This is a genomic window from Phycicoccus sp. Root101, assembly GCF_001426245.1.
Classification (GTDB): Bacteria; Actinomycetota; Actinomycetes; order Actinomycetales; family Dermatophilaceae; genus Pedococcus.
Map to the genome: position 1 here is coordinate 1 of NZ_LMCM01000010.1, position 15,754 is coordinate 15,754.

21 protein-coding genes are annotated in these 15,754 nt (G+C 72.1%); 16 read left to right on the forward strand and 5 right to left on the reverse strand.

The genetic code is table 11. The annotated features are described in order from the left end of the window. Positions 1–238: 238 nt before the first annotated feature. The 3 genes from ASC58_RS16855 (at position 239) to ASC58_RS16865 (ending at position 2,645) form a co-directional block, all read left to right on the forward strand. Positions 239–1,087 carry an NAD(P)-dependent oxidoreductase gene (locus tag ASC58_RS16855; protein ID WP_200947859.1) on the forward strand — a complete coding sequence of 283 codons (849 nt, stop codon included), beginning with the start codon at positions 239–241 and terminating at the stop codon, positions 1,085–1,087. A gap of 47 nt (positions 1,088–1,134) precedes the next feature. Then, positions 1,135–1,326 carry a hypothetical protein gene (locus ASC58_RS16860; RefSeq protein ID WP_056920139.1) on the forward strand — a complete coding sequence of 64 codons (192 nt, stop codon included), beginning with the start codon at positions 1,135–1,137 and terminating at the stop codon, positions 1,324–1,326. A 140-nt stretch (positions 1,327–1,466) separates the two neighbouring features. Next, positions 1,467–2,645: a serine hydrolase gene (locus ASC58_RS16865; protein ID WP_056920140.1), complete on the forward strand. Its 1,179-nt coding sequence runs from the start codon at positions 1,467–1,469 to the stop codon at positions 2,643–2,645. Here ASC58_RS16865 and ASC58_RS16870 read toward each other — a convergent pair. Next, positions 2,642–3,463, reverse strand: a complete 822-nt coding sequence (locus ASC58_RS16870; protein ID WP_056920141.1) for an MBL fold metallo-hydrolase — start codon at positions 3,461–3,463, stop codon at positions 2,642–2,644. The genes ASC58_RS16865 and ASC58_RS16870 overlap by 4 nt on opposite strands. A 30-nt stretch (positions 3,464–3,493) precedes the next feature. Beyond that, the gene (locus ASC58_RS16875) at positions 3,494–3,886 is read right to left on the reverse strand and encodes a hypothetical protein (RefSeq protein ID WP_157598560.1); all 393 of its coding nucleotides are present in this window, start codon (positions 3,884–3,886) and stop codon (positions 3,494–3,496) included. Between the two features lie 72 nt (positions 3,887–3,958). On the opposite strand from ASC58_RS16875, the gene ASC58_RS16880 reads away from it, so the two are divergent. The 4 genes from ASC58_RS16880 to ASC58_RS16895 all read left to right on the forward strand — a co-directional run bounded on the left by ASC58_RS16880 (position 3,959) and on the right by ASC58_RS16895 (position 6,713). After that, positions 3,959–4,285: a rhodanese-like domain-containing protein gene (locus tag ASC58_RS16880; protein WP_056916016.1), complete on the forward strand. Its 327-nt coding sequence runs from the start codon at positions 3,959–3,961 to the stop codon at positions 4,283–4,285. Between the two features lie 6 nt (positions 4,286–4,291). Continuing rightward, positions 4,292–4,807 carry a DUF3806 domain-containing protein gene (locus ASC58_RS16885; RefSeq protein ID WP_056920143.1) on the forward strand — a complete coding sequence of 172 codons (516 nt, stop codon included), beginning with the start codon at positions 4,292–4,294 and terminating at the stop codon, positions 4,805–4,807. Positions 4,808–4,952: 145 nt separating this feature from the next. Then, positions 4,953–6,164 carry an ATP-binding protein gene (locus ASC58_RS16890; RefSeq protein WP_056920144.1) on the forward strand — a complete coding sequence of 404 codons (1,212 nt, stop codon included), beginning with the start codon at positions 4,953–4,955 and terminating at the stop codon, positions 6,162–6,164. Between the two features lie 6 nt (positions 6,165–6,170). Next, entirely contained in the window at positions 6,171–6,713 is a 543-nt protein-coding gene (locus tag ASC58_RS16895; RefSeq protein WP_056920145.1) for a GNAT family N-acetyltransferase, read from the forward strand. Positions 6,714–6,770: 57 nt separating this feature from the next. On the opposite strand, the gene ASC58_RS16900 is transcribed toward ASC58_RS16895, so the two are convergent. Beyond that, positions 6,771–7,715, reverse strand: coding sequence for an aminoglycoside phosphotransferase family protein (locus tag ASC58_RS16900; protein WP_235529298.1), 945 nt, complete (start codon positions 7,713–7,715; stop codon positions 6,771–6,773). A gap of 140 nt (positions 7,716–7,855) precedes the next feature. On the opposite strand from ASC58_RS16900, the gene ASC58_RS16905 reads away from it, so the two are divergent. The 5 genes from ASC58_RS16905 to ASC58_RS16925 all read left to right on the forward strand — a co-directional run bounded on the left by ASC58_RS16905 (position 7,856) and on the right by ASC58_RS16925 (position 11,386). Then, a complete protein-coding gene (locus ASC58_RS16905) occupies positions 7,856–8,137 on the forward strand; it encodes a DUF427 domain-containing protein (RefSeq protein WP_056916011.1) in 282 nt (93 codons plus the stop codon). Between the two features lie 95 nt (positions 8,138–8,232). Further along, positions 8,233–8,853 carry a DUF421 domain-containing protein gene (locus ASC58_RS16910; RefSeq protein ID WP_082553420.1) on the forward strand — a complete coding sequence of 207 codons (621 nt, stop codon included), beginning with the start codon at positions 8,233–8,235 and terminating at the stop codon, positions 8,851–8,853. 144 nt (positions 8,854–8,997) lie between these two features. Continuing rightward, positions 8,998–9,609: a hypothetical protein gene (locus ASC58_RS16915; RefSeq protein ID WP_056916010.1), complete on the forward strand. Its 612-nt coding sequence runs from the start codon at positions 8,998–9,000 to the stop codon at positions 9,607–9,609. Then, on the forward strand, positions 9,606–10,367 hold the full coding sequence (locus ASC58_RS16920; protein ID WP_056920146.1) for a hypothetical protein: 762 nt from the start codon (positions 9,606–9,608) through the stop codon (positions 10,365–10,367). The genes ASC58_RS16915 and ASC58_RS16920 overlap by 4 nt, the downstream gene beginning before the upstream one ends. Before the next feature lie 8 nt (positions 10,368–10,375). Beyond that, complete coding sequence (locus ASC58_RS16925) at positions 10,376–11,386, forward strand: HEAT repeat domain-containing protein (RefSeq protein WP_056920147.1); 1,011 nt, start codon at positions 10,376–10,378, stop codon at positions 11,384–11,386. Positions 11,387–11,406: 20 nt separating this feature from the next. On the opposite strand, the gene ASC58_RS16930 is transcribed toward ASC58_RS16925, so the two are convergent. Beyond that, positions 11,407–12,030: a methylated-DNA--[protein]-cysteine S-methyltransferase gene (locus ASC58_RS16930; RefSeq protein ID WP_056920148.1), complete on the reverse strand. Its 624-nt coding sequence runs from the start codon at positions 12,028–12,030 to the stop codon at positions 11,407–11,409. Further along, positions 12,027–12,515, reverse strand: coding sequence for an RNA polymerase sigma factor (locus ASC58_RS16935; protein ID WP_056916007.1), 489 nt, complete (start codon positions 12,513–12,515; stop codon positions 12,027–12,029). Before ASC58_RS16935 ends, ASC58_RS16930 begins: the two co-directional genes overlap by 4 nt. A 125-nt stretch (positions 12,516–12,640) precedes the next feature. On the opposite strand from ASC58_RS16935, the gene ASC58_RS16940 reads away from it, so the two are divergent. The 4 genes from ASC58_RS16940 to ASC58_RS16955 all read left to right on the forward strand — a co-directional run bounded on the left by ASC58_RS16940 (position 12,641) and on the right by ASC58_RS16955 (position 15,753). Beyond that, positions 12,641–13,477 carry a glycerophosphodiester phosphodiesterase family protein gene (locus ASC58_RS16940; protein WP_056916006.1) on the forward strand — a complete coding sequence of 279 codons (837 nt, stop codon included), beginning with the start codon at positions 12,641–12,643 and terminating at the stop codon, positions 13,475–13,477. 44 nt (positions 13,478–13,521) lie between these two features. Next, positions 13,522–14,001: an ATP-binding protein gene (locus ASC58_RS16945; protein ID WP_082553421.1), complete on the forward strand. Its 480-nt coding sequence runs from the start codon at positions 13,522–13,524 to the stop codon at positions 13,999–14,001. Positions 14,002–14,094: 93 nt separating this feature from the next. Then, positions 14,095–14,997, forward strand: coding sequence for a DUF5926 family protein (locus tag ASC58_RS16950; RefSeq protein WP_056916005.1), 903 nt, complete (start codon positions 14,095–14,097; stop codon positions 14,995–14,997). Positions 14,998–15,009: 12 nt separating this feature from the next. Beyond that, a complete protein-coding gene (locus tag ASC58_RS16955) occupies positions 15,010–15,753 on the forward strand; it encodes a glycosyltransferase (RefSeq protein WP_056920149.1) in 744 nt (247 codons plus the stop codon). Position 15,754 lies beyond the last annotated feature (1 nt).

The window sequence follows — 15,754 nt, forward strand, 5'->3', positions numbered from 1 at the left end:
CCCCCGGACCCGCGGACCCGACGCTACGCCCGACAGCCGCGCCCCGGAAGAGTCCTCGGGAGGGCCTCAAAGCGACCGCTTGACAACAGAAGGGTGCCGGAGTGGGGAACCTGCTGATCGGCGGGCTTTCGCGCTGGCGGATAGCGTCGAGGCATGCGCGTAGTCGTCATTGGCGGTACTGGACACATCGGAACCTACTTGGCTCCCAGCCTGGTCGAGGCGGGCCACGCGACCCGTGGTGATCAGCCGGGGAACGCAGAAGGCGTACCGCGACGATGACCGCTGGCAAGACATTGAGATGGTCGTCTGCGACCGCGAAGCCGCCGAGCGTGACGGCACCTTCGGGGCCACGGTTGTCGACCTCAATCCCGACGCCGTCATGGACCTGACCTGCTTCACCCCCGACCAGGCACGTCAGCTCGTCGAAGCCCTGGACGGCCAGCACCTCATCCACACCGGCACCGTCTGGTCCTACGGCGCGAGCGCCTTGGTCCCGACGAAGGAAGACGCGCCCAAGCACCCATACGGCGAGTACGGCGTCAACAAGTTAGCCGTCGAGCAGTACCTCACGAGCCAGGACCGCGTCCGCGCCAGCGTCGTGCACCCCGGCCACATCTCGGGTCCGGGCTGGATGGCGATCAACCCGCAGGGCAACCTCGACCCCGGCGTCATCGACCGTCTCCGCGAGAACGGCTCCTGTCTGCTGCCCGACCGTGGCGGCGAGACGATCCACCACGTCCACGCCGAGGACGTCGCCGGCCTGCACCAGGCCTGCCTCGACCACCCGGACAAGGCAACAGGCGAGAGCTTCAACAGCGTCTGCACCGAGGCGCTCACCCTACGCGGGTACGCCGAGCTCGTCGCCCGCCACTTCGGCCACGAGCCCAAGCTCGAGTTCGCGCCGTGGGCCGAGTTCGGACAGCGCGTCCACGCCGAGGCAGCCCAGGCCACGATGGAGCACATCGGCCGCGCGCCCATGTTCTCGATGGCCAAGGCCAAGGACCTCCTCGGCTTCGAGCCGAAGCACAGCGTCGTCGACACGGTGCTGGAGTCCCTCGACGCCTGGGTCCCCACCAACCGCACCTGACAGGCTTAGGTCACCCGCCGAAAGACCACAGACACCAGGGAGATCCGATGGCCACGCCCGTGGACGGACGGCCCCCACTGCAGCGCGCGCTCGACGCCACCGCGGCCATGAAGCCCGGCACGTGGGAGAGCGTCGAGACGTTGGCGGTGCTGGCGATCGAGGCCAAGGACCTGCCCGACGGCCCACGTCTGCTGGCCTCGGCGCATACGGCGGCCGACGGGGCCAAGCCCGGCACCTAGGAGAGCATCCGGGCCCTGGCCTGGCTCGCGCGGGCCGACCGCGAGCTCGGCGACACCCCCAGCTGAGCCCACTCACACACCCGACCGCGGGCTCGACGACGCCGGACGCCAACGCCCGAGAGAGGCCTAGGGTCGCAACCATGACCAGCCCCGCCGAGCCGTACGTCGCCGAGGGCTTCGGCCCCGTCGCCGACGCGTTCCGCCGCAACTTCACCGACCCCGGCGACGGCGCCGCGGCTGTGACCGTCGTGCACCGCGGCCGCACGGTCGTGGACCTGTGGGGCGGCACCGACGTCGTCAACCAGCGGCCGATGCCCGCGGACGGGCTGATGATGGTCGCCTCGTGCAGCAAGGGCGTCACCGCGACCGTGCTGGCGATGCTCCTCGAGCGCGATGTCCTCGACCCCGAGGAACGCGTTGCGACCTGGTGGCCCGAGTTCGCCGCCGCAGGCAAGGACCACGTCACCCTCGGCATGGTCGCCTCCCACACCGCTGGCCTGCCCTACCCGCCGCTGGGCACCGGCCTGCAAGGCCTCGACCTGCACCGTGGGCCAGCCGTGACCGCGGCCCTGGCCGGTGCGACTCCCCTCTGGCAGCCGGGGACCGCGATGGCCTACCACCCGGTGACCTACGGGACGCTGCTCGACGAGATCGTCAAGCGCGCCAGTGGGCAGTCCATCGCCCAGCACGTGCGCACCCTCATCGCCGAACCCCTCGGCGTCGATCTCTGGATGGGGCTGCCGCCCGAGCTCGTCCCCCGCGTGGTGCCCGGCCTCTGGGAGCAGCAGAGCCCGATGACCCCCGACGACGACTCGGCGCCAGACCCAAATTCGTATGCTGCGCAGCGGCAGGCGTTCCTGCGCGAGAACCCGCCCATGGACCCCGACTTCGACGACCCCGACGAGGTCCGCGAGCACTACGCCGCCGAACGTCCCGCCATCGGTGCCATCACCGACGCCCGCGCCCTGGCCACGATGTATGCCGCGCTGCTCGGCCCCGTGGGCGGCGTCCGGCTCATCAGCAAAGAGACCCGGGCAACGGTGACCCGACCTCAGACCGACGGTGTCGAGACCCTGGTCGAGAGCGGCACGGCCGGCCCCGACATCCGGTTCGGCCTCGGCTACCAGCTGGCCTCGGCCAGCATGCCCGGCTTCGGCCCGACGTCCTTCGGGCACACCGGCGCCGGCGCTCGTCTCGGCATCGCCGACCCGGAGCACGAGGTCGGGTTCGGCTACGTCACCAGCCTGATGCGCAACATCGGCCCGGACGGCGACCCGCGCTGGAAGGCGCTCATCGACGCCATACGGGGCTGTCTCTAACCGTCGACCTGCAGGACGAAGTCGTCGAAGACATGGCGGCCGAGTCGGTCACCGACCTGCGCCACCGCCCGCTGGACGTCACGGAGCTGGTCGACGGTCATCTCCAGCGGCGGCTCGTCCGGCTGGAAAGTCGTGCGGATCGGGTAGTCGACGCCCGGAGTGGTGCTCATCTCGATGTGGCAGCCGACCACGTGGCTCACCGGGTGGGTGTCGGCGAACGCGACGAGCCGGTCGATGGTCTGCGCGAAGGCGACCCGGTCCTCGACGTAGAGCCTCCCCGGGTAGACCGTGTCGCCGGTCAGGAGGAACCCGGTCCGGGCGTCGAAGTACGTCACCGCTGCCGCGTCGTGGCCTGGGCTCGCGAGGCAGTCGACCACCCGACCACCGAGGTCGAGCCGGGCCGAGTGGTCCGGGTCCGAGGTCAGCCCGAGGAAGCCGTAGATCGACTCGCGGTCGGGGTCGACCACCGTGGTGTCGGGACGGTCGGCGAACTGACCGTCCCCCGCGACGTGGTCACCGTGCGAGTGCGTGTGCATTACCAGCAGCTCGTACCCGGGACGCGGATGGCGTTGCAGCCACTGGCCGACGAGCGCATCGACGATTTCGCGCAGCGGGAGCAGGGAGGCGTCGGCAGTGGCCCCGGTGTCCAGCAGCAGGGCGCGCTCGGCCCCGAACAGCAGGAACAGGAACGGCGCCTCGTAGTTGATCGCCTTGTTCTGCCGCAGGACCACCGTGGCGTCGTCGTGCCAGTGGACCTGCAGGTCGGGGTCGGTGTTGTGCTTGGCCGACTCGGACCCGTGGATCCAACGGACCTGCAACGGATCGGGGGTGGTCCACGGCGTCCGCGGTCAGGAGTAGGTGGGGCGGTCCGGGTGCTCGGGGTCGGCGGTCGCAGGGGCGGACGGGCGGTGAGCCGCAGCGGTCGCGTCCTCCTCGCCATACAGGAGCTGGTCCTTGTCGGTGATGATCGACAGCGGGGCGCCGCTGGCCTCGGTGAGCTGCTCGCCGAGCCGGTCGTAGGAGGTGGGCGGGAGCTGCACGCCGCCGGCCTCGAGGGCATCCTTGAGGCGCATGGCCAGGTCGGACGGGGAGGAGCCGTCGTTCGCCGCCTCACCCAGGGTGACGACGGTGCGGACGTAGTGGTCGAGCTGTTCGGGGCTGAGCGACTCGACGAACGGCGTGCTCAGGGTGATCGTGAGACCACGGTCCGGGGTGTGGCCGACAGGCACCTGTTCAGTCATGCGTCCGACCCTAGCCGCGGCCGCCCTGACATGCCTCGGCGAGCGTGGGGCGGCGGTGGCAGGATGGCGGCCATGAACATCCCCCAGGTGTCCGTGTCCGAAGTCGCCGACGACGCCGTCATGCTCGACGTCCGTGAGCAGGACGAGTGGGACGCCGGCCACGCCCCGGGCGCCGTGCACATCCCGCTGGGTGACCTCCCCGCCCGCCTCGACGAGCTGCCCGACACCGACGCCGGGACCCTCGCCGTCACCTGTCGCGGCGGTGGGCGCTCGGCCCGCGCCGTGGCCTGGCTGTCGCAGCAGGGCTTCGACGTGGCGAACGTGGACGGCGGCATGAAGGCCTGGGAGGCCGCCGGCAAGCCCCTGACCGCCGACTCCGGCACCGCGTCGGTCAAGTAGCCGACGATGGCCTGGTTCGGTCGCCGCAAGGACTCGGAGTCCGAGCCGGAGCCCGTGGGGGAGCTCGAGCTCGCCTCGGCCGGTGACCAGCTCGTCGACGACGGCGAGTCGCTGCGGCCGATCGTCAAGGGCCTCGGCCCCGACGAGAAGGCCCGCATCGACTCCGCACTCGCGGACCTCGAGGCGGAGGGCGTGGACGTCGACGACCTCTCCTCCCTGAGCGAGGGCCTCGACAAGGCGTATGCCGCGTGGGCGTCCGGCGACGAGGACAGCCGTCCCGACCATGCCGCCATCGTCGAGCGGTACGCCATCGGCATCGGCTCCCACCTCGACCGCAAGACCGACCTCGACTGGCAGGTGGTCACCGATGTGTTCGGCACCGACCTGTCGCTGACCGAGGGGTTCAAGGGGTCGTTCGTCGTCGTGCCGCACAACCTCGTGGCAGGACGGTGGATGCGCGGCGAGACCGGCTGGATCCCCGCGGTCGTCGGCCACATCATCCGCCGCCGCACCCGCCGCTGATCTGACCGACAGGGCCTCGATCACGGGGTATCGGTGAGTATCGCGATGAGGCTAGACAGCGGCATACGCGGGCATCGAGCGCGACACGATCGGCACGTATCCGCGCCTCTCGGGATATCCCTAGACACACGCATACCCTGCGATCGTGGACCCGATCCGTAACCCCTATGCCCCCGGCGCCGGCCAGCGCCCACCCGAGCTGGCGGGGCGCGACGAGCAGCTCCAGGCGTTCGACATCGTGCTGGAGCGGATCGCGCGAGGCCGGCCCGAACGCTCCATCGTCCTCACCGGCCTGCGGGGCGTCGGCAAGACGGTACTGCTCAACGCGCTGCGCTCGGCCGCGGTCCGCGCGCACTGGGGCACCGGCAAGCTCGAGGCACGCCCCGACCAGGGCCTGCGCCGCCCGCTGTCGGCCGCGCTGCACGTCGCAGTCCGCGAGCTCGGCCACCCGCAGGGCGACGACGTCGACCACGTGCTCGGCGTGATCAAGGCGTTCGCCCAGCGCGACTCCGCTCCCGGCGCAAAGCTCCGCGAGAAGTGGAACCCTGGCATCGACGCCCCCGCCGTCACGGGCCGCGCCGACTCCGGTGACATCGAGATCGACCTCGTCGAGCTGCTCACCGACGTGGGCGGGCTCGCCGCTGACGTTGGCAAGGGCGTCGCGATCTTCGTCGACGAGATGCAGGACCTCACTCCCGAGGACGTCTCCGCGGTCTGCGCCGCCTGCCACGAGATCTCGCAGTCGGGCCTGCCGGTGATCGTCGTCGGCGCCGGCCTCCCGCACCTGCCTGCGGTCCTGTCCGCGTCGAAGTCCTACTCCGAGCGCCTCTTCCGGTACCAGCGCATCGACCGGCTCGACCGCAGCGCGGCTGACCTCGCGCTCGTCGCGCCCGCCGAGGACGAGGGCGCCGACTTCACCCCCGAGGCCCTCGAGGCGATGTATGCCGCGACGGCCGGGTACCCCTACTTCGTCCAGGCGTACGGCAAGGTCGCCTGGGACGTCGCCCCGCGCACGCCGATCACCGTCGAGGACATCAAGGTCGCGGCGCCCGAGGCGGAGGCAGAGCTGGCGGTCGGGTTCTTCGGGTCGCGGTTCGAGCGGGCCACGCCGGCCGAGCGGGAGTACCTGCGCGCCATGGCCGATGCCGCGGTGGCGATGGTCGAGTCTGGCGAGGAGGTCGACGAGACCGAGTCGGTGCCGACCTCAGCGGTAGCGACCCTGCTCGACCGCAAGCCGCAGTCGCTGTCGCCGGCGCGGGACGCCCTGCTCAAGAAGGGGCTCATCTACTCGGGCGAGCGTGGCCGGATCGCGTTCACCGTCCCCCACTTCGGCCGCTACCTGCGCGCCACCGGCTGAGCGATCATGTCCGTCCTGCTGTCGACGGAGCGGCTGCTGCTGCGGCCCTGGCGGGTCGCGGAGGCGTTCGTCCAGCGGGAGCTGTGGACCGAGCGCGACCCGCGAGTCCCGCCGCACCGGCGCCTCAACAAGGAAGGCCACCCGACGCTCGCCGAGCTCGAGGAGTCGATCCGCACCGACGGTGTCTGGACGACCGGGCTGCTCGCCGTCGAGCGCCGGGTCGAGGGCGACGTCATCGGCTACTGCGGCCTGGTCCACTCCGGGCGCGGTTCCGAGGGTGGGGACGAGGGTGGGGACAAGGGTAGGGACGAGCCGGAGCTGGCGTTCGAGCTGCTGCGCCGCGTCCACGGTCAGGGCTATGCGACCGAGGCCGCACTTGCCGTCATCGAGCACGCCCGGGCCGACGGACACCAGCGGCTCTGGGCCACGGTCTGGGACTGGAACACCGCGTCGCGGCGAGTGCTGGCCAAGCTCGGGTTCACCGAGTCCGGGCGGACCGAGGTCGACCCCGAGCACGGCACGACCCTGTGGACCGTGCTCGACCTCTGAGCCCATGGGTGCAACGGGCCTGGGAGCTCTACGCGACCCTCGTGGAGCTGAGGAAGATCACCGACCCGTTCGCGTGAGGGCGCGGTGCTCGGCGACGACGTCCCCCAGGATGCGCAGGTTGGCGTCGACGTCCCGGTCCAGGTCCACCGCCGACTTCCACACGGCCCAGCCGCGCGCCCGTGCCCACGTGTCGGCGTCCAGCCCGATCGCGTCGCGGAAGACCTCGCGGGCCCGACCCGCCAGGAAGGTCCAGGCGATGACGAGGTCGCAGGCCGGGTCGCCGACACCGCTCGTGCCGAAGTCGATGACGGCTGCGAGCCGTTCGTCGCGCACGAGCAGGTTGCCGGCGGCGACGTCGCCGTGGAACCACACCGGGTCACCGGTCCACCGGGTCGTCAGTGCCGTCTGAAACACGTCGCGCGCGCCTGCCGCGAGGCCCCGTTCGAGGCGGCCGAACGCCTCCTCGGCCTCCTCGGCGTAGACCCCGAGGTCACCGCCGCGGTGGAACGAGTGCTCGCCGGCCAGGGGACCGCCTGCGGCGGGAGCAGCCCGCAGCGCCCCCAGGAAGTCGGCCAGATCCTGCGCGAACCGCGTCGACGCAGACCCCTCCGGGACCGTCGACGCCGAGGCGGTCGCCCCCTCGACCCACCGGCGCACCGACCACGGGTGCGGGTACCCCGGTCCCGGTCGACCGTTCGCGACGACCTCCGGGACCGGCAGGGGCAGGTATGGCGCCAGCACGGGAAGCCAGCGGGCCTCCTTCGCGACGCCCGCGACATACCGCTCGTGGGTGGGGAGGCGGACGGAGAGGTCCTCGCCGAGCCGGTAGGTGCGGTTGTCCCAGCCGTCGACCGGGACCGGCCGGACGGGCAACCCGGCCCACTGCGGGAACTGCTCGTCGACCAGCCGGCGGACCACGGAGGCGTCGATGCCTGCCCGGCCGTCGGGACCCGTGTCACCGGACGACATCGGCGGGGCGGACTGGTCCAGGCGGTCGGGCACGCAGTCCACCTTGGTGGGCGCGGCGACCCGGCTCAACCGGTTTGTTCACGGCCGGGGAACACGGTGGGGCTGTGCGAGGTTCGACCTGTCGACAGTCCGGCACTGCCGCGAGGGCCGTGCCACCAGCGAAGGAGCAGGGCATGCGCGCGATCTGGAACGACACCGTCATCGCCGAAAGTGACGACACCGTCGTCGTCGAGAACAACCACTACTTCCCGCGCTCCTCGGTGCGCGAGGACCTGCTGCAGGACTCCGACACGACGAGCGTGTGCCCGTGGAAGGGCACGGCGTCCTACCAGTCGATCGAGGTCGACGGGCAGGTCAACAAGGACGCCCTGTGGTTCTACCCCGAGCCCAAGGACGCGGCGAAGGAGATCACCGACCGGGTCGCCTTCTGGAAGGGCGTCACCGTCACGCCGTGACGGCCAGCTGAACGCCGGCTGAGCTCGGGGCCCGACTCCGGCGCGCGGGCCGCTCGACGCGATTACGTTGAGCGGGACCGACCCGAGGAGCCCCGATGATCGAGCACGTCCCCGCAGTCCTGAGCCACACCCTCGCCGCCGTGCCGACCGGGGTGGGGAGCGACCTGTTCGACCTCCAGATGCCGGTGCTGGAGAAGGTGATCCGCACCGTCGTCATCTACCTCGGCATCGCGCTGATCATCCGTGTCGCCGGCAAGCGCCTGATGGCGCAGATGAACTCGCTCGACCTCGTCGTCGTCCTGCTCCTGAGCAACGTCGTGCAGAACGCCATCATCGGTGAGGACAACTCGCTGGTCGGAGGGCTGATCGGAGCCGTGGTGCTCGTCGCGTTCAACGCCGTCCTCGACCACTGGTCGATGCGCAGCCCCCGGCTCGCCTGGCTGTTGAGCGGCAAGGCGACGCAGGTGGTCACGGACGGAGTGGTCGACCACCACCAGCTGCGCCGCCTGGGCATGACCGAGGCGGAGCTCACCAACTCGATCCAGCAGCAGGGCGCCACCACCCTGTCCGAGGTGCGCCACGCAGCGCTCGAGCCCGGAGGTTCGGTGACCGTCGAGCTGCGTCCGGACGCCCACACCGCGACCATCGCCGACCTGCGCCGGGCCGTCGACGCCCTCACCGCCCAGCTCCAGCAGGGCCGGCCGGAACGCCCGTGATGGCGCGCCTTCTGCGCGTTTGACCCCATACCGGTCGTATGCCGTGGCTGGACCCCGGATGCGTCCGTTCATGTATCAGGGGGGCACGGCCTCCGCTCCTCTCCCCGTCCGGTCACCCGACCGGGCACGGGGGAAGGAACAGGCATGACTGACATCAGGTTCGACGGGGACTGGATCCTCCTGGAGGGGGCCGTCACGAAGTCCGCGACAAGCGACTTCATGCTCGACACGGCGGGGCGTCGCTCGACGAACACGCCCTACCGGCGGGCGCTCGTCCACGACTTCACCGACGGGTTGACCGTCAACTGGGACCGGGACTACCCGGGGGGCGTCACCATCAACGACACCAAGACCCTCAAGGGGGCGACCAACGGCGACTGGATCGTCGTGCAGTCGCGGGTCACCCAGCACCTCGGCACCGACATCATGCTCGACGGTGGCGCCGAGCGACGCAGGACCACGACGATCTTCCGGCCGCGGGGCACCAAGTCCAGCCCGTACCGCCGCGCCCTGGTGCACGCCTGGGAGGACCAGCTCGTCGTCAACTTCAACCGCGACTACGTCGGCGGCGTCCTCATCGACGGCTCGGTCACGGTGCCGGGCTCGCTCTCGGTCGCCGGGCAGGACGTCGCCACCGTGCTGGCCTCGCTGCAGGCGCAGGTCACCGCGCTGACCGGTCAGGTCACGACGCTCACCACCCAGGTCACCGACCTGACGGCCCGCGTCACCGCGCTCGAGACGCCGGTCGGGCCATGACCGTCCTCTCGGTCCGGGAGGCCATGAACGCCATGGGGCTGGGAGGCGTGGGGAACCTCTCGGTGATGCGCGAGGTGATGGGGTTCTGGCAGGGCAAGGCGCCCAACGACCCGACGACGAGCACCCCGGTGGTCGTCAGCCTCGGGCAGGCCTTCACCGGCCTGAGCGGCCCCCACATCAACGTCAACATCATCAAGGTCGGGTACGACGTGCTGTCCGCCGGCGCTCTCGACACCGAGGAGGCCGCGGTCGACTACGGCATCCACCGGACCCGCCAGATCTACGGCGGGATCGGTCTCGGTGTCGGCCGGGTCGGCTACTACTGGATCACCGCGGCTGCCTCCAACGGGCGCGACGACCTCGGCAGCGACTCGGAGTCCGACACCCTGTCCGACGAGTGGAGCGTGCCGAACGACGGCCTCGACGTCTTCTGCGTCCGGACCATCACCTACGACAACGTCCTGGGCGTCTCACCGAAGCCCGGCGACTGCAGCAAGGGCGGCAAGAGCGACGGCATGATCGGCGGCGAGACCGGTCGGGGCGACCCCGACGGCTGGTCGCGCACGCTGGCGCACGAGATGGGCCACTACCTCGACCTGCCGCACAACCACGGCGACACCTGCCCGACGGCGACCACCGCCCGGGAGAACCTGATGGCCCAGACCCGGTGCTGCGTCACGACGCGCTCCTCGGTGCTCCTCACGAGCAGCCAGGGATCGACGATGCGTGGCCGGTGCCAGGTCAGGGCCGGGAGCTAGGAGCGACCATGCCCACCTACACACCCGTCGACCAGCGGCCGGACGCCGAGCTCGGCCGGTTGGCCCGGGCCATCCGGCCCGATGTCGCCAGGCAGAGCCTCGCGGTCCTCGCCCTGCGCGAGTCCGCGTCCCTGCCGGGCCTGTCCCAGGAGCTCGTGCTCGGTCACGGCGACGACCGCGTCAGGGCGCTGTCGGCCGTCATCCTCGGCCGGATCCCCGGTGCCGCGTCCCAGGAGGCGCTCCTCACCGCGCTGGGGGACCCCGAGCCGACCGTCCAGCGACGCGTCGCCCAGGCCCTCGGCCGGGTCGGCGACAGCCAGGCGCTCGAGACCCTCGCGCGCCTCCAGCCACCGGAGGACACCCCCGTCGGGAGGGACGTCCGTATGGCGCGCGTGCTGCTCAGCCACCGGCTGGGCGTCGCGGACAGCCTCGTCCAACCCGTCGAGATGAGCACCTTCACCCGCACGCGGGGGGTCCCGATCGCGTGGAAGACCCGGTCCCGGCTGGGCAAGGCGGCCGTGGTCGCCTCGGCCGAGCGGGAGCTGCCGGGGATCGCGTTGACCACCCGCAGCGTCCAGACCTTCACGTGCGGGGACACCCCGGGCGCGCTGGCCGTGGACGCGGGCCTGCGGGGGCAGGCGCAGGAGGGCCGCGACCTGTTCGCCAGTCCTCGCCTGGTCGGGGCCCTGCTGCGGGAGCGGGCCTGCTCCGAGCGCTACACGCTCGACGGGTACGTCCTCACCGACGACCGGGACGGCACGGGTGGTGCCGACGTCCACGTCTGGGTGGTGCGCCCGGACGGGACGGTCGTCCACGAGGGCCGGGCCACGGTCGAGGGCACCTCGGTGCGGTTCTCGGTGGACCGGTCGCAGGCGCCGTACGGGAGCCCGGTGCGCGTGAGCGGCACCTACGACACGGCGACCGGGGCGCTCTCGGTCGACGAGGCGATCGTCGGGCTGCCGAACGTGCGAGCGGCCCAGGCCGCCGCACCGTCACCCCAGGTGCCGGCCGGCGGCTGAGTGAGGGGGCAGCCGACCGGCTACCCGGTCGGCTGCCCCGTCTGCTGCGCTGTCGGCTGCCCGGCCTCGAGGTCGAGGAGGAAGCGCTTGGCGGCCAGCCCACCGGCATACCCGGTCAGGGAGCCGGACGACGCGACCACCCGGTGGCACGGGAGGACGACGCACAAGGGGTTGGCGCCGAGGGCGGCCCCGACGGCGCGGGCGGCCTTGGGGCGATCCACGCGCGCGGCCAGCTCGCCGTACGTCGCCTTCGTGCCGTACCCGACCGAGGAGGCGAGGGTGGGCAGGACGATCCGCTGGAAGTCCGACGCCAGTGCCAGGTCGGTGTGCAGCGTGAACCCGCGCGTGCGCCCGGCCAGGAAGTCGTCGAGCTGGCGACGCGCCTCGTCGAGCTCGCGGGGGTGGCGCAGCACCCGCGGGGAGACCTTCGACGCGAGCCGGGCCAGGACGACGTCCTCGTCCTCGGTGGAGGGGACGAACGTCGAGGCGACCAGAGCGCCAGAAGCGTTGCGGGCCAACAGCATCCGGCCGACAGCGGTGTCCTCGACGACGTACGACACGTCGCTGGGCTCGAGCGTCGGGGGTCGCAGGTCCGGTGTCCACCCGGTCAGGGCGGCGGCGGGATCGGTGGACAGGGTGTTCATGGCAGGTCCTTTCGCAGTGTCGCGAGGGCGTCGCTGACGAGGCGGCGGCTCATCGCGGGCGAACAGCCCAGCGCGGCCGCGATGGTGGGGTGGTCGAGGTCGGCGACGTACTTGAGCACCACGGCCTCCCGCTGCCGCGGTGGCAGGGCGTCGACCGCGGACCACAGCGGTCCGTCGGGCAGGTGGGCGTCGGCGGCCGGTGCTGCGGGTGTGCGGGTGACCAGCGACGCGGGGTCGTCGTGGGGGACGGCCCGGCGGCCGCGACCGCGGTGGGCGTCCATGGCGCAGCGGTGGGTGATGGTGAGCAGCCACCCGCGCAGGTTGGTCGCCGAGCGCAGCGACGGGTAGGCCGCCAACGCCTGGGTCCACGCCTGCTGGGCCACGTCGTCGCCGTCCACCGGCCCGGCCAGGGCGTGGGCGAGGCGGGCGACGTCACGCCAGTGCGCGTCGACGAGGTGCTGGAAGGCGGGGAGGTTCACAGCCATGGAACGCGCCACCCCTCCTCGGTGTGAGCCCTGCCTTGAGCCTGCCGGTGCGCCCGACGTGCGAGCCGCTGACGGGTCTCGTGGGTCACCGGCGCGACCGTGTCCGGGTATGGAACCATGGTGACGTGCTCGACGACGCCGTCTCCGCGCGGCCCGCTGCTGTCCCCCGGCGTACCCCGCTGGTGATCGCCCACCGAGGTTCGAGCCTCGCCGAACCCGAGCACACGCTCTCCGCCTACCGGCGCGCGATCGTCGAGGGGGCCGACGCGCTGGAGTGCGACGTGCGGCTCACGGCCGACTCCCACCTGGTCTGCGTCCACGACCGCCGGGTCAACCGCACCTCCAACGGTCGGGGCAGCGTCTCGACGCTGGAGCTGGCAGAGCTCGAGGGGCTCGACTGGGGTTCGTGGAAGGAGGAGCACCGCGGCGACCTCGAGATGCCCGACCGCGACCGCAACATGCTCCTCACGCTGCGCGCCCTGCTGACCATGGTCACTGCCAGCGACCACCCCATGGGGATGGTCATCGAGACCAAGCACCCGACGCGGTACGCCGGGCTGGTCGAACGGCAGCTCGCCAAGGTGCTCAAGGAGTTCGGGCTCGACGGGCCGAGGAAGCCGGGCGAGCACTGGGTGCGCGTGATGTCGTTCTCCCAGCTCGCGGTCCAGCGGATGCGCCAGCTGTGTCCGGACGTGCCGGCGGTGCTGCTCGTCGAGGACTCCGTGCCCCTGCGCTTCCGCGACGGGTCGTTGCCCCGAGGGGTCCACGCGGTCGGCCTCGACATCCAGATCGTCCGCAAGTGGCCGCAGACCGTCGCCCGCCAGCACCGCCACGGGCACGAGGTCTACGTCTGGACCGTCGACGAACCGGCCGACGTGCAGCTCTGCCTCGACCTCGGCGTCGACGCCATCATCAGCAACCACCCCGCCGCGGTACTCGACGCTGTGCGTGCAACTCGATAGTCTCCGTCCCTAATCGCCCGCAAACGATGGGATCTGGGCACGGCATGAGCGCAGGACCCCACCCCGACCGCCCCGTGCGGTCCGTCCCGGCTGCTGCCCGCAAGAGCAGCGGCACGGACTCCTCGCGAACCGTCCGCGTCCCGTGGCGTGCGACGAGCGTCGCCCAGGTGCGCCGGACCCTCGTGGAGGACCTCGAGTCCCGCGATGTCGAGTCCGACGTCGTCGACGAGGCCGAGATCGTCATCTCCGAGCTCGTGTCCAACGCCGTGCGTCACGCCCGACCCCTCTCCGACGGCAACCTCCGGGTGCACTGGAAGGTCAAGTCCGGGGTCGTCGAGGTCGAGGTCACCGACGGCGGTGGCGACAGCACGCCCCGTCCCGCTCCGCGCACCATCTGGGCCCCCTCGGGCCGCGGCCTGCGGATCGTCCGCTCCCTCGCCCACGAGTGGGGTGTCACCGAGGACCGCGCCGGCTGCACCGTGTGGGCATCGGTCGGCGGCCCGTCCCGCCGCCGCAGCCGCTGACGCCACGTCGTCCGGCCGCTCCACCCCCGACCCCGGCGCCCACACCCCGCCGCCCCGGCCCCGCGGCTCGGAGCGCCCACTAGGGTTTGCGCCATGGGTAAGGCATCACGCCGCCGCAAGCACGGCGCAGACCAGGGTTCCACCGACGCGGCACGCACGAAGGTCGCCCCCGCACCGTTCGTCGCCCGCCCCTTCGAGGGCCTGCCGAACGAGACCGACTGGGTGGCGATGCGCGAGATCCTCCCGGCCGCCACGGCATCGGTGTCGTTCGCGAAGGGCAAGGCCCCCGAGGGTTCCCCCACCGACGTGACCGTGGCGACCGTGCTGCCGATGGCCTGGCCGGGCCTGCACCGCGCCGACGGCACCGTGTTCTTCGGCACCCAGTCCGGGTCGGTCTCCGGCGACGCCTCCCGCGACCTGGCCCTGTGCCTGCTCGCCGCGGCCGCCGCCGAGCAGGGCACCCCGATCACCAGCACGCCCGCCGCCACCGAGGAGAGCCCGCGCCTCCAGGACCTGCTCGACCCCGCGACGCCGTTCGAGGTCACGGTCCACGAGGGCTTCGACTTCTGGGTCGGCGACAGCGAGCTCGACGACGACGCCAGGTCGTCGCTGGAGCGGGCCAACGAGTCGGTCATCCCCACGGTCAAGATGGACGCCGCCGCCTCGGCCTACTGGTGCCGGATCGGCGAGCGGACCCACATCCGCCTCGTGCTTCCCGAGGACGAGGACACCGCGACCGACGCCCTGGCCCGGCTGCACGCCGCGGGCGAGAGCGGCCTGGGTGACCCGACCCGCCTCCTCGGCGCCTTCCGTGCCTGCGGCCTGCTGGTGCCGGTCTGGGACCTCGAGCCCGACAAGACCTCGGCCGACTACGAGGGTCCCCTGGGTGACTTCATGACGCGCTACGCCAAGGCCGTCGCCTCGACCGACTCCCTCACCGCGGAGGAGCGCCGGGCGAAGTCCGGGCTGCTCAGCCGCCAGGTCACCCTCCGCTGACGGCTCGCTGAGATGACGTCCCCGGGGAACGCGTCCGGCGTCGCGACGCACGTCGCGGCGATCCTGCCCGCCAAGGACGAGGCGGAGCGGATCGGGGCCACGGTCGCGGCCGTCCGCGCCATACCGGGGGTGGACCTCGTCGTCGTCGTCGACGACGGGAGCAGCGACGCCACGGCGGAGCTGGCCGCGGCAGCCGGTGCCGAGGTGGCCAGGCACGCGCGCAACCGCGGCAAGGCCGCCGCGATGACCACCGGCGCTGCGTACGTCGCCCGCCACGAGGGCATCGAGGGCGGCGAACACCCGCGGCCGCTGCTGTTCGTCGACGGAGACCTCGAGGGCTCGGCCGCGAACCTCGGCGTGCTCGTCCCGCCCGTCCTCGAGGGCCGCGCCGACATGACGATCGCCACCCTGCCGCCGCAGAGGACCGCGGGGGGCGGCCACGGGTTCGTGGTCCGGCTGGCGCGCAAGGGGATCGAGGACCTCACCGGATTCTCCGCGGTCCAACCCCTGTCGGGTATGCGGTGCATCTCCCGGGCCGCCTTCGACGCGGCCACCCCGCTCGCCCGGGGCTGGGGGGTCGAGGTCGGCCTGACCGTCGACGTCCTGCTCGCAGGGCTCCGGGTCGAGGAGGTCCCCTGCGAGCTGCACCACCGGGTCAGCGGCAGGGACTGGCGCGGCCAGCTGCACCGGGCCCGGCAGTACCGCGACGTGGCCCTGGCCCTGGCGCGTCGTCGGGCGCGACGCGGCCTGCGCTGAA